Here is a 12,473-nt window from a genome sequence, read left to right on the forward strand (position 1 = left end):
CGTCGACGCTACGCCGAGGTCGGCGTCGGCACGAGCCCGAGCTGGCGCAACAGTCCGAGGTCGTCCAGACGGCCCCAGCGCTCCACGATCCGGCCGCCCCGGACCCGGAAGATGTTGATCCCCTTCAGGACCACGGTGCGCCCGTCACCCACGACGCCCATCACCTCGCCCTGGTGGGTGCCGGAGGCGGTGAACTGCTCGACCACCAGCTCTCCCTCGCCGACCAGGAAACCCAGGTCGGAATGCCAGTCCGGAAACCCCTGCCGGAACAGGGCGCCGGCGGCCCGCATGCCCTCCCGGTCCGCGCCGACGCCGACCGGCGGGTCATGGTTGACGAAGTCCTCGGCGAGGTAGACGTCGACGGCCGACAGGTCACCCCTGGTGAACAGCGCGTCGATGAAAGCGGTCACGGTCTGCTTGTTCTGCTCAATGGTGTCCATACGGGAAATCGTCGGCGCACCAAGTGGGCTCCGGAACCCCAACTCTTTGGGGTATCCCGGCGCCGGCTCAGGGCGCGCGGCGCCGTCCGACCCGCGGCCGGCGCCCGGAACAGTTCCGGACCGTCCTGGTTCTGCCAGCGAGCGGGCCCGAACTTCAGGACCGCGTCCAGGACGTCGACCGCGGTCAGATCCTGGAGGCCGGGGACCGCGGCGGGTGGCATGTTCCTGCTCCTGCGCGGTCTGCTCGACCTCCGGCGTGGTGCCCACACGAGCGGCCTGCCTGGTGACGGTCGCTGACGTCGATCACCGAGATCGCCACCCCCATCATCCAGCCGCCCGGATCCTCCAGCCGCACAGGACACCGACCAGGCGTGATCGTGGTCGGGACCCGCCCGCGAGCGGCCGACGGTGTACTGGTCCAGCAGCGGCGAGGACCTCATCCGTCGTGATGCCCATCTGGCGTCTGACTGGCGCCCTGGCCGGGATGCGGGGCCAGAGGGAGGGGCAGATGATGGACGCATAGGCCGCGGCGCGATCACCATTTTGGGGGCATGGAGATGCGACATGCCGGTTCACAAGGTCCGCCCGGACATCAGCGTTCTCAATGACAGCATCGAGGTACCGGGGATCGGGCACCTCCCGGTCAACGCCTTCGTACTGCTCGCCTCGCAGCCCGTCGTCATCGACACCGGACTTGGGCTCCCCGACAGGAACTTCCTGGAGGTGCTCGGTTCCGTGCTGGATCCCGCCGATGTGCGATGGCTCTGGCTGACGCACCCCGACCGTGATCACACGGGCGGGATATTCGATCTGCTGGCCGCGGCGCCCAAGGCGCGTGTCGTGACCACGTTCCTGTCCGCCGGGTTGATGTCCTGCGAGAGGCCGCTGCCGCTCGATCGCCTGTATTTGATCAACCCAGGGCAGACCCTGAACGTCGGCGACCGCACGCTCACCGCGTTCCGGCCGCCGCTGTTCGACAACCCGGCCACGGTCGGCCTCTTCGACGACCGCTCAGGGGTCTGTTTCAGCTCCGACTGCTTCGGCGGGCCGATGCCCAGTGCCGAAGCGGCACACGCCGATGACGTCGGTGCGATCGGCGTGGAGGAATTGCGGGCCGCGCAGCTGCTGTGGGCCACGGTCGACAGCCCGTGGGTGCACAACGTAGACGTGGAGAAGTTCCTCGGCACCTTCCAGACGCTACGGGACAGGGAGCCGGAGCTCGTCCTCTCCACGCATCTGCCACCGGCTCCGGGGATCACCCCGTCGATGATCGACACGCTCGGATCGGCAGCCGGGCAACCGGGGTTCGTCGGGCCGGACCAAGCGGCACTGGAGCAGATGCTTGCAGGGTTCGAGCCCACCGGCGGCGGCCACCAGCCTGCGCCCGCCAGCCCGGGATGACTCCAGAGCCGCCTGCATCGGACCAGGACGAGGAGTGCGGACAACGGTTCCAGGTGTCCCCCCCCCCACCCGAGCCTGGAGACCATCGACAGCCCGCAGCAGAGTGGTCTTCCGGCCCCCCGCTCGGTCCCAGGACCCGGTCAGCGAACGGGTCGGCACTGTCCGATGCCCACCGCCGAGTCTGGCAACCTCGGTCACCTCTTGATCCCCAGTCACTTGGCGAACCTGACAGCGCCTTGCCTGATCCGGCGGGACCTGCCGGTGTGTTCACGAACTGCTGTGTGCCGGAATCCGCGAACCGGCCGGATTCCCATGGCCGTACATCCGGCAAAGATGGCGGCGCCCGGCCGACCAGGTTCGTTCAGGCGGGCGAGCCCGGCAGCTTCGATCGCCGGAGGGCCGGGCGGACAGGGATCCGGATGGGCCTTGCAAGCAGTTGCCGCCGCGCGAGACCCGATCCCTTGGCTCGGGCTTACGTCGCCGACCGCCGCCTTCGGTGCGGCCGACGGCTTAGGTCATGGTTCTGCTCTTGGCAGACCGCCCTACCGGAACGTCCAAACCCGCGAAACTGGCGGCATGGCGAAGAACATGGCGGTGCGTCGGCTCGATCTGGGGTACTTCATCCGGCCCGCGTCGGAGACCGGCGGACCACAGCCGCGGGTCGAACCTGTGCTCGCGTACCTGGTGCAACACGATCACGGCCTGATCCTCTTCGACACCGGCATCGGCAAAGCGGACCCCGAGACCGAAGCCCATTACCGGCCCAGACGGCGAGGCCTGCGGGATGCCCTGTCCGCGGCCGGAGTCGCTCTTGACGACATCTCACTCGTCGCGAACTGCCACCTCCACTTCGACCACTGCGGCGGCAACCCTCTCCTGGGCGGCAAGCCCGTCCTGGTCCAGGACGTGGAGTTGGCCACTGCCCGCAACGGCGACCACACCTTCGACGAACTGATCGACTTCCCCGCCGCGTCCTATGAGGAACTCTCCGGTGAGGCCGAGGTCCGGCCGGGCGTCTGGATCATTCCGACACCAGGGCACACCCCAGGGCATCAGTCGCTGGTCCTCCGGCAAGGAGACGGCACGGTGGTCCTCGCCGGCCAAGCGCACGACTTCGCTTCGCATTACGCATCAGACCAGCTGGCCCATCAAGCGGCACGTGACGGCGTGGAGCAGCCGCTTCCCGCCTACCGGCACTGGATGGAGCGACTCGACGACTTCGACCCACGACGCGTTCTCTTCGCTCACGACTGCTCGGTCTGGGAACCGTCGCAGAGCACCTTCCCAGCCAGGTCGGACTAGACGGCCACCTGGCGTCTTTCACCCACGTCCGTCGAGCCATGCGAGAGTGACCCAGGCCGAGCTGTGCAGGGTGCGCACGGTGCCGCCTGTGTTGAGCCGGCGAGCGCGACGATCGCTTCGACGACGTTGTAGGTGGTGAACAGCCCTGTCCGACCCCACGTATACGACAAGGTGAACGCACGTGACCTCCCCCACCCGGCTCCTCTACGACGAACGGCTGACCGCGCCCAGGGCCTGGTGGTTGATCGCGGTCCTGTTCGGCCGGGTGATCGGCACGCCCTACCCCCGCCTGGTCACCAGGACACCTGAACGGCTCGCGGAAGCGCTCGGGTAGGAATTGATGAGCGACTGTGTCGCCGGATGACGTGAACGGGTACGAGATGTGTGCCGGAGCGGGCCGGGCCAGCCGTGCGGGAACGTGCGCGCGGGCCGGGCTGTTCGCCCTGCTCGGCACCCTGCTCGCGGCCTTCGGGCATCATGCGATCGCCGAGGGGGCCGTTCCCTGGCGGCTGGTGGGCGTCTTGGTCGTGGCGCAGTTCGCGGCCGGCTGGCCGCTGGCCCGGCGGCGCTACACGCCCGCCGCGACCGTCCTTTGCACGCTGACTGTGCAGGGCGGGCTGCATCTCGCGCTGTCCTACGCGGACGGCGACCCACCGGCGGCGATTCCGGGGTACGCGATGCCCGCCGGGCATGGCTCGGCCGTGGTCGGTGACGGGCATGCCTGGCATCACGCCGGGGCGGCCATGACGACCGTCCATGTGGTCGCCGCGCTGGTCGTGGCCTGGCTGTTGTGCCGGGCGGATGCCCGGATCACGGCCGCGCTCGGTGCGCTGGGCGCGTTGGCCGCGGCGGCCCTGGCGGGCCTGGCCCAGATGCTGCCGTGGCCGGTCTTCGGCACCGGTCGGCCGGCGCTCGCACTGCCCGGCCGGCAGCCGGGCGCCTCGTTCGAGGTGGCGGCACCGGCCTGGGACGACGTACTGGCGCATGCGGTGGTGCGCAGGGGGCCACCGCAGCGGGAGTTCCTCCCGTCCGTAGCCCGGTCCTAGCTGTTGTGCGGGACCGGATCGTCCCGTATCTGCAAGGAGTCCCCCTGTGTCCACGCCCAACTCCCTTGACCTGGTGCCCCGTACCGGCCGCCGTGTCGCTCTCGTCGGTGCCGCCGCCCTGACGGCGACGCTCGCCCTGGCCGCACCGGCCTTCGCCCACGCGGAAGTCGAGGCGGACACCCCGCAGGCCCTGGCCGAGAACGTGACCCTCAGCTTCGTCTCCGAGGCCGAGTCGGAGTCGGCGGGCTTCACCCGGCTGCGCGTCGTGCTGCCCGCAGGCATCGCCCCAGGCGACGTCACGCTCGACGAGGCCCCGAAGGGCTGGAAGCTGAAGGCCACCGACGACGGGTACAGTGTCGCCGGCCCTGCCCTTGAGGTCGGCGTCGACGCCGAACACAAGATCAAGGTCCGTCAGCTGCCGGAGGCGAAGGAGATCGCCTTCAAGACCGTCGAGACCTACAGCGACGGCAAGATCTCCCGCTGGATCGAACTCCCCACCGGAGGTCAGGAGCCCGAACAGCCCGCGCCGGTACTGAAGTTGAAGCCAGCGGCTCCCGACGCCAAGCCGGTCAGCCCCGGTCCCGGCGCGACGGAGAGTACAGCGACCGTCCCGACCCCGTCGGCCACCGAGTCGGACGTCGCGGTCGCGGACTCCGACACCGGCGCCAAGGCCGCGGAGACGGACGACAACAGCTCGACCGGCGTCACCGTCGGCCTGGTCCTGGCCGCGGTGGCCCTTTTCGGTGCGGGCGCCTGGTGGCTGATGCAGCGGCGCAAGGCGTCGTCGCAGAGCTGACGCACACTGCAGCGATGCCGGTCCGCCCGAACGTTGCCCGGCGGACCGGCGTCGTCGCAGTAGCCGTCTTCGGGGGAGTCGTCATGGCCGCCGTACTGTTTCGTCCTCGGGTCCTCTCCGTCGCCGCATTGCTCGGGGCCTTGCTGTGCTCGACCGCCGCATGCGGTCCGGGGAGCCGCAGATCGCCGGTGAGGTGCCCACGATCGGCGAGCTGTTGAAACGGCTGGCCAAGGCCCGCAGCGACAACGCGCACACGGCCAAGGCGGAGTATGCAGCCGTCGGGCACCCCTTGCGGATCACCCTGGTCCGGGACCAGAACGCCACGTACCTCGCTGCGCCGCAGGCCGTTCGAGTGTCCGGGTGGGTGTGGTCCTGGCGTCCGGGCCAATTTTTGTTCGGCCTCGCGCAATGTGCCCTGGTCGCGCAGATGGCCGCCAAGCAGAACTGCGGGATTCGTACCGGTGTCGTACTGCTGTCGTCATCGTCCGTGGCCATGACCTGTCGGACTCGTCACAGCCTTGGTCTCTGCCCTCGGGGTAGATGCCCTGAGTGGACGGGAGGTACGTGTGACCGGACTGGCAGTTCCGCTGTGGGACGTGGACAACGGACAGGGCCTGCGTCAGCTGGCCGAACTGGGGCTCGCCCTGCTGCTGTCCAGCCTCATCGGCTGGGAACGGGCGGCCCAGCAGAAAAGCGCGGGCCTGCGCACCCACACCCTGGTCGGGATCGCCAGCGCCTTGATGATGGAGGTCTCCCAGCACGGCTTCACCAACGTGCTCGGCCTGGACAACGTGTCCTTCGATCCCTCGCGGGTGGCGGCCCAGATCGTCTCCGGTATCGGCTTCATCGGCGGCGGCCTCATCTTCGTACGACGGGACGCCGTCCGCGGTCTGACCACCGCCGCGACGATCTGGCTCACCTGCGCGGTCGGCATGGCCTGCGGAGGCGGCCTGCCCATCCTCGCCTGCGCCGTCACCGCCCTGCACTTCCTCGTCGTACGGGGCTATCCCCTGCTGGCCGACCGTCTGATACCCGGCGCGACCGCGTCGACGTTCGAACTGCGCATGACGTACCGCACGGGCACGGCCCTGCTGCCCCAACTCATGGAGGCCTGCACCCGGCGCGGCTTCCGCATCCTGGAGGTCAAGGTCGACCGCCTGCCCGGCCGAACCGATCCCGCCGCACGCGTCCTGCTCGAACTGGAGGGCACCGCCGACGCCGGCCCGCTCACCGCCGAGCTGTTCCAGAACGACGGCGTGATCGACGTCGAGATGACCGCGGCCACCGACGAATAGGTGCGAGCGCCTTCAGCGCGTATCTGCTGCTCCTACCCGCGCCCCTGGCCCGCCTCGTCCCTCACCCCGCGCGCCTACCTCATCCACATCGCCACGAAGGAGCGCGCCGACCGCTGCTGAGGGCCACCGATCAGTCGCGCCCAGGGGGTCAGCGAGCTGGAGTCTGCCGATCGTCCGGGTCCGGGTCCGGATCCGTAGACGGCCGACTCGCCTCCGTGGCCCGACGACGGCGCAGGTGGCGAACGACCACCACGGCGAGGGCCACGCCGGCTGCGGCGAGCACGTACAACTCGTAACGCTGGAGGCCGGGTACAGGGTGCCGATGTGGTCTCCGGCGAGGTCACCGAGGGTCACCCGCACCCCCACCCACAGGGCGTTGAAGAAGAGGAAGCGGCGCCAGGGCATCTCGCTGAGTCCGGCCACGATGCCATTCGCTTGACGCAGACCTCGATGAAGCGGGCAACTTGCGCCGGCGGGGGAGAACCTCAACCCTTCCGGCGACTTGCCACTACCGCAGGCAGCCCGTCCACCGTCGCCGTGAGGACACACAGCAGTCGGGCGAGTTCTCCCTGGTCGCCCACGGCGTCGAGGAGCCGGGTCTGGTCGGAGTGGACGCGACGGGCGGCGCGGTCGTGGAGGATGCGGCCGCGGGCGGTCAGGTGGAGCAGGACGCGGCGGCGGTCGTCGGGGTCGGGGCGACGGTAGACCAGGTTGCCGGCGACCATGCGGTCGACCAGCTTGGTCAGACTGGGCGCCGGCATGAGGACATGCTCGGCGATCTCGGTCATCGGATGGCCCTGCCCGTCGGCGACGGCCGCCAGTACGCGCCACTCCTCCACCGAGCAGCCCTCCTCCGCCAGCACCCCGGCCAAGCGCTGCACGAGGCGTCGCTCGGCATGGCTGAGCAGGTGGGCAAGGTCCGGCGAGGAGGATTCGGACGGCATTGCCGGTGTCCTTCCACTAGGTCTACTGTTCGGGCAGATTACGAGCCTCTGCGAGGGCGCCGGGGCCCGGACCGGGATCCGCGCGCCCAATGCCCTCACGGAGGTGATCTGTGCATCCGGTGCCGCCCAGAGGGAACGGCGACTCGAGCACGACGCTGGTCGTGGCTCTGGTCGTGCCGTTGCAAGGGCCGGCGGGGGTCTTCGGCCCGTCGTGCGAACTGGCCGCGCAACTGGCCGTGGAAGAGCTCAACGCCGCGGGTGGTGTGCTGGACCGGGAGGTCCGGCTCGTCACGGTGGACGGTGGGGGATCGCCCGAGCAGGTGGCCGCCGAGGTCGAGGCCCTGGTGTCGCTGGGCGCCGTCGACGGAGTGATGGGCTGGCACACCTCGGCGGTCCGCCAGGCACTGCTGCCGCGGATCGCGGGCCGGGTGCCGTATGTCTACACCGCCCAGTACGAGGGCGGCGAGCGCACGCCTGGCGTCTTCCTCACCGGCGAGACCGACGTCGCCCAACTGTTCCCTGCGATGCGGCTGTTGGCCGAGGCGACCGGGGCGCGACGTTGGTGCACGGTGGGCAACGACTATGTGTGGCCGCGGGTGACCTCCCGTGCCGCGCGCCGGTACGCCCGGGCCTGTGGTGGCCGGGTGCGGGACGAGGTCTTCGTGCCGCTGGGGACGCACGAGTTCGGGCCGGTGCTGCGCCGGATCGAGCGGAGCGAGGCCGACGCGGTGCTGATGCTGCTGATCGGGGACGACGCGGCACGCTTCAACCGGGCGTTCGCCGCATACGGTCTTCACCAGCGGTGCCTGCGCCTGAGCACCCATATGGACGAGAACATCCTGCTGGCCACCGGCGCCGAGGCCACCGACGGGCTCTGGGCGGCGGCCGGGTTCTTCGAGACGCTCGCGACCGCGGAGAGCCTGGACTTCAGCGCCCGTTACGCGGCCCGGTTCGGGGTGCAGGCACCCGTCGTGGGAAGCCTCGGCGAGTCGTGCTTCGAAGGGGTACGGCTGCTGGCGGCGCTGGCCGAGCGGACGCGGTCGCTGGATGTCCGGGCGATGTGTGCCGTCGCAGACACAGTGTCCTACGAAGGTCCGCGGGGCGTTCTGCGGCTGGACGGCAACCATCTCGCCCAACGGTTGTATCTGGCACGGGCGGACGCCTTCGACTTCCACATCGTCGCCCAACTCTGACCCCTCGTCCTCCAGTTGGGGCTGGTCAGCGTGCCTCTCAGGCCGCTGTCCCGCGTGGCCGTTGACAATACCCTGCCTCAGAAATAGTTTCTACGGGAAGTATCAAGCGAGGCAAGTCGCCATCCATGACGCAGGCCGCGCCGGGCACCCGCCCTCCCGCCTTCCCACCCGGAGGTGCGAGACAGGCACCGACGAATCCGCCGCCGGACCGTACGCAATCACGAAATTCGCCCTGCCCCCGCAAACAGCCGTCACCCCACCGGGCAGCTCGACAGAGAATTGCGTCCGGAATCCGCACGACACAATCACCTTCAGCCACAGACAGCAACAAAGTGACCAGCTCAGAGGGCACATCCAGACACCTTGACCATCCTTCTCCAATGGTGGATTCCCTATTTTCTACGCGCGTCACATAAAGGGCTCGTCAAAGAACTCCCTTTTAAAGAACGCGAAACGCTCAAGAAACAGAGGGACCTGACTCTTCCCTGAAAACACCCGGGGTCATCCGGGTCGTGGCCCTGCGTCCGGAAGAGGGAAGAGTCGTGACGGAGATCGTCGACAAGGAAGCGCCACCGGCGAGTGCGGGTGGACGGACGTACAACAACTGGGCGCAGAACGACACGTTGGAGGACTACTCGCTGCGTTACGCGCCGAAGTCCTTCCGGCGCTGGACGCCCTACGTGGTGGCAACCACGGCCCTCGGCGGCATCGCTTACCTCGCCGACTTCGCCATCGGCGGCTCCATCGCCATCTCCAACGGCTTCTCCAGCGCCATGGTGGCCATCCTCGCCGCGGCAGTGGTCATCTTCCTGACCGGCATCCCGATCTCGTACTACTCCGCGAAGTACTCCATCGACATGGACCTGTTGACCCGGGGCGCGGGCTTCGGCTACCTCGGGTCCACGCTCACCTCGGTCATCTACGCCAGCTTCACCTTCATCTTCTTCGCCCTCGAAGGCTCGATCATGGCGCAGGCGCTGGAGCTGGGGCTGCACATCCCGCTCGCCGTCGGCTACTTGATCTGCTCCCTCATCATCCTGCCGCTGGTCATCTACGGCATGACGGCGCTGTCCAAGATGCAGGTGTGGACGCAGCCGGTCTGGCTGGTGCTGATGGTCGCGCCGTTCGTGTCCATCGCCATCCAGGAGCCGGGCAAGTTCTCGCAGTTCACGCACTTCGCCGGCAACTCCCCCACCGGCTCCGGCATCAGCATGCTCGGCGTCGGAGCGGGCGCCGGCGTGGCCCTGTCCCTGATCGCGCAGATCGGCGAGCAGGTCGACTACCTGCGGTTCATGCCCGACAGGACGCCCGAGAACGGCAAGAAGTGGTGGGGCGCGGTACTCTCGGCCGGCCCGGGCTGGGTGGTGCTCGGCGCGGCCAAGCAGATCGGCGGGGCCTTCCTCGCCTTCTACATCGCCGGCAGTGTGGGCCTGTCCAAGGCCAACGAGCCCATCCAGCAGTATGTGCACGGCTTCAAGACCTTCGCCGCGCCCGTGGCCCTTGGCCTGGCCACGTTCTTCGTGATCCTCTCCCAGATAAAGATCAACTCGACGAACGCGTACTCGGGTTCGCTGTCCTGGTCGAACTTCTTCTCCCGGCTGACCCACCGCCACCCCGGCCGGGTCGTCTACATCTTCCTCAACGTCGGGATCGCGCTGGCCCTGATGGAGGGCGGCGTGTTCGGCTTCCTCAACACGGTGCTCGGCTTCTACTCCAACGTGGCCATCGCCTGGATCGGCGCGGTCGTCGCCGACCTCGTCATCAACAAGCCGCTGAAGCTCAGCCCCTCGTACATCGAGTTCAAGCGCGCCCACCTCTACAACTTCAACCCTGTCGGCTTCGGTTCGATGCTCATCGCCTCGGCCGTCTCCATCGCCGCGTACTTCAACGCCTTCGGCGACTACGGCAAGGCGTACTCCCCGTTCATCGCCCTGTTCCTGGCCATGGTGCTCTCGCCGCTCTTCGCGGTGCTGACCAAGGGCAAGTACTACATCGCCCGTGTCGACGACCTGGAGGAGCCGCTGCTCGGCTCCGACGGCCTGCCGTCGGCGGTCACTCTCACCTGCACCGTGTGCACCACCGACTTCGAGCGGCCCGACGTGGCCAACTGCCCCTTCCACTCCGGGGCCATCTGCTCCCTGTGCTGCAGCCTGGAGAAGGACTGCCACGACTCCTGCAAGAGCGGCGCCGGTACCGGACCAGTCGTACTCGCCATGCCCACCGTCCGATCCGCGGACTGACCCCCCACCCTCACGTCCATGTGCAATCGGCTCCGGCCCGCGTCCTTCGACTCGGGCCGGAGCCGATGTCGGGCGGCGGGTCCCCGCCCCTGCCTGGACGGCCCGGGTGAAGAACACCCACCTCAAGACGCCGATCAAGAGCGACGACGGCGACATCACCAGCACCGTCTCCGAGATCGTCTGGACCGGTGGCGGGATCGCCCCCCGGCAATTACCGGGACTTCACCGTCTCCTCGGGCAACTACCGAGCGGTACCGGTCAACTGGCGTTCAAAACCCTGCAGAGCTACTCGGACGGCAAGATCGTCCGCTGGATCGAAGAACAGCCGCGCAGCCGGCCCGAGCCGGAGAACCCCGCCCCGACGCTGAAACTGACGGCAGCGACCACTTCCGACTCCCACCCACCGGGCGCCGCCTCGACCGCCTCCGCGAAGGCCGGTGATTCCGCCGCCCGTGCCCTGGCCGTCGGCGGCTTCGTCGTCGCCGTACTGGCTCTGATCGCGGGCGGCCTGGCCCTGACCCGAGCCCGCCGCGCTCGGCAGTAACCGCACCTGGTGCAGCGGCCCAGGTCGGCCGCGACGCTGTGCGCGACGCCGAAGGCGGTGGTGAACCCGGCTGCCATCGGCAGCCCTGACCTGCCCCGGGGACCGCAGGCGGCGGTCAGACGTTGACCCCGAAGTCGGCCGCGATGCCTCGCAGGCCCGACGCGTAGCCCTGGCCGACCGCGCGGAACTTCCACTCTCCTCCGTGGCGGTACAGCTCCCCGAAGACCATTGCCGTCTCCGACGAGGCGTCCTCGGAGAGGTCGTAGCGGGCGATCTCCTGGCCGCCCGCCTGGTTCACCACGCGGATGAACGCGTTGCGCACCTGTCCGAAGCTCTGGCCGCGCGCCTCCGCTTCGTGGATGGAGACCGGGAAGACGATCCGTTCGATCTCGGCCGGTACGGCGGCGAGGTTGACCTTGATGGACTCGTCGTCGCCCTCGCCCTCACCGGTGAGGTTGTCGCCGGTGTGCTCGACCGAGCGGTCGGGGCTGGTGAGGTTGTTGTAGAAGACGAAGTGCCGGTCGGAGGCGACCTTGCCCGATGCGTCGAGCAGCAGCGCGGAGGCGTCGAGGTCGTAGTCGGCGCCCGTCGTCGTCCGTACGTCCCAGCCCAGACCGACCAGCACCGCGCTCAGGCCCGGCGCCTCCTTGCTCAGCGACACGTTGCCGCCCTTGCCCAGGCTCACTCCCACGGTTCTTCCTCCCGACTGCGGACTGATTTCACGGTCATGGGTTTCAACGCCAAAACCACCGCGACGGTTCCCATGCTTGCGCAAGCACTAAAGTATCGACGCCACAGGGTTCCCGCGCCGGGCGGGTCGACCTGGCGAAGGCGAAGGGTGCCAGATGTTCTCCGATGTGGGCCCGATGGAACTGGTCACGTTGGCGGTCCTCGCCGTCCTGCTGTTCGGACCGGACAGACTCCCGGAGATCATCCAGAACGTGGCCGGGTTCCTGCGCAAGGTGCGGGAGCTCTCCGAGAGCGCCAAGGAGGAAATCCGCTCCGAACTGGGGCCGGAGTTCAAGGACTTCGAGTTCCAGGACCTGCATCCGAAGACGTTCGTACGCAAGCACGTCCTCGACGGCGACGGGAACGGCCTTGCCGACGGCTTCGGGCTCGACGAGGTCCGCAGCGCCCTCGACCCGAGGGCGGAGCTGGCCCAGGTCGCCGAAGCGGTGCGCGAAGCGGCCGACGAGATGCCGCAGGAGGATGCGACACCGGGGACCAGTGCAGCAACACATATCGACTTGCGCAAGCCGTAAACTGACGGCC

At 68.7% G+C, this 12,473-nt stretch carries 13 protein-coding genes; 10 read left to right on the forward strand and 3 right to left on the reverse strand.

The window, feature by feature from the left end; translation table 11 throughout:
* Positions 1 to 8 precede the first annotated feature (8 nt).
* On the reverse strand, positions 9 to 440 hold the full coding sequence (locus ACWCRD_RS16205) for an ester cyclase (protein ID WP_450966448.1): 432 nt from the start codon (positions 438 to 440) through the stop codon (positions 9 to 11).
* A gap of 564 nt (positions 441 to 1,004) precedes the next feature.
* Between ACWCRD_RS16205 and ACWCRD_RS16210 the strand changes: the two genes are divergently transcribed.
* From ACWCRD_RS16210 to ACWCRD_RS16235, 6 genes are all read left to right on the forward strand, one after another.
* The gene (locus ACWCRD_RS16210; RefSeq protein ID WP_450966449.1) at positions 1,005 to 1,841 is read left to right on the forward strand and encodes an MBL fold metallo-hydrolase; all 837 of its coding nucleotides are present in this window, start codon (positions 1,005 to 1,007) and stop codon (positions 1,839 to 1,841) included.
* 576 nt (positions 1,842 to 2,417) lie between these two features.
* Complete coding sequence (locus tag ACWCRD_RS16215) at positions 2,418 to 3,143, forward strand: N-acyl homoserine lactonase family protein (RefSeq protein ID WP_450966450.1); 726 nt, start codon at positions 2,418 to 2,420, stop codon at positions 3,141 to 3,143.
* Between the two features lie 181 nt (positions 3,144 to 3,324).
* Entirely contained in the window at positions 3,325 to 3,477 is a 153-nt protein-coding gene (locus tag ACWCRD_RS16220; RefSeq protein ID WP_450966451.1) for a hypothetical protein, read from the forward strand.
* Positions 3,478 to 3,493: 16 nt separating this feature from the next.
* Positions 3,494 to 4,189, forward strand: a complete 696-nt coding sequence (locus tag ACWCRD_RS16225) for a hypothetical protein (RefSeq protein ID WP_450966452.1) — start codon at positions 3,494 to 3,496, stop codon at positions 4,187 to 4,189.
* Positions 4,190 to 4,235: 46 nt separating this feature from the next.
* Complete coding sequence (locus tag ACWCRD_RS16230; protein ID WP_450966453.1) at positions 4,236 to 4,985, forward strand: DUF1775 domain-containing protein; 750 nt, start codon at positions 4,236 to 4,238, stop codon at positions 4,983 to 4,985.
* A gap of 566 nt (positions 4,986 to 5,551) precedes the next feature.
* Positions 5,552 to 6,280, forward strand: coding sequence for an MgtC/SapB family protein (locus tag ACWCRD_RS16235; RefSeq protein WP_450966454.1), 729 nt, complete (start codon positions 5,552 to 5,554; stop codon positions 6,278 to 6,280).
* 485 nt (positions 6,281 to 6,765) lie between these two features.
* Here ACWCRD_RS16235 and ACWCRD_RS16240 read toward each other — a convergent pair whose 3' ends face one another.
* Positions 6,766 to 7,224: a MarR family winged helix-turn-helix transcriptional regulator gene (locus ACWCRD_RS16240; RefSeq protein ID WP_450966455.1), complete on the reverse strand. Its 459-nt coding sequence runs from the start codon at positions 7,222 to 7,224 to the stop codon at positions 6,766 to 6,768.
* Positions 7,225 to 7,334: 110 nt separating this feature from the next.
* Between ACWCRD_RS16240 and ACWCRD_RS16245 the strand changes: the two genes are divergently transcribed.
* From ACWCRD_RS16245 to ACWCRD_RS16255, 3 genes are all read left to right on the forward strand, one after another.
* Positions 7,335 to 8,417 carry a substrate-binding domain-containing protein gene (locus tag ACWCRD_RS16245; RefSeq protein ID WP_450966456.1) on the forward strand — a complete coding sequence of 361 codons (1,083 nt, stop codon included), beginning with the start codon at positions 7,335 to 7,337 and terminating at the stop codon, positions 8,415 to 8,417.
* Positions 8,418 to 8,959: 542 nt separating this feature from the next.
* Positions 8,960 to 10,657, forward strand: a complete 1,698-nt coding sequence (locus ACWCRD_RS16250; RefSeq protein ID WP_450966457.1) for a purine-cytosine permease family protein — start codon at positions 8,960 to 8,962, stop codon at positions 10,655 to 10,657.
* Positions 10,658 to 10,682: 25 nt separating this feature from the next.
* Entirely contained in the window at positions 10,683 to 11,201 is a 519-nt protein-coding gene (locus ACWCRD_RS16255; protein WP_450966637.1) for a DUF1775 domain-containing protein, read from the forward strand.
* A gap of 115 nt (positions 11,202 to 11,316) precedes the next feature.
* On the opposite strand, the gene ACWCRD_RS16260 is transcribed toward ACWCRD_RS16255, so the two are convergent.
* The gene (locus ACWCRD_RS16260) at positions 11,317 to 11,892 is read right to left on the reverse strand and encodes a TerD family protein (protein WP_450966458.1); all 576 of its coding nucleotides are present in this window, start codon (positions 11,890 to 11,892) and stop codon (positions 11,317 to 11,319) included.
* A 154-nt stretch (positions 11,893 to 12,046) separates the two neighbouring features.
* Between ACWCRD_RS16260 and ACWCRD_RS16265 the strand changes: the two genes are divergently transcribed.
* A complete protein-coding gene (locus ACWCRD_RS16265) occupies positions 12,047 to 12,463 on the forward strand; it encodes a sec-independent translocase (RefSeq protein WP_450966459.1) in 417 nt (138 codons plus the stop codon).
* The last annotated feature ends 10 nt before the right edge of the window (positions 12,464 to 12,473 follow it).

The organism is Streptomyces sp. NPDC002092 (assembly GCF_053593775.1).

What these genes read in the sequence shown, in the direction of transcription:
- ACWCRD_RS16205 (WP_450966448.1), bottom strand. Translation starts at nt 440, where the DNA reads ATGGACACCATTGAGCAGAACAAGCAGACCGTGACCGCTTTCATCGAC.
- ACWCRD_RS16210 (WP_450966449.1), top strand. Translation starts at nt 1,005, where the DNA reads ATGCCGGTTCACAAGGTCCGCCCGGACATCAGCGTTCTCAATGACAGC.
- ACWCRD_RS16215 (WP_450966450.1), top strand. Translation starts at nt 2,418, where the DNA reads ATGGCGAAGAACATGGCGGTGCGTCGGCTCGATCTGGGGTACTTCATC.
- ACWCRD_RS16240 (WP_450966455.1), bottom strand. Translation starts at nt 7,224, where the DNA reads ATGCCGTCCGAATCCTCCTCGCCGGACCTTGCCCACCTGCTCAGCCAT.
- ACWCRD_RS16265 (WP_450966459.1), top strand. Translation starts at nt 12,047, where the DNA reads ATGTTCTCCGATGTGGGCCCGATGGAACTGGTCACGTTGGCGGTCCTC.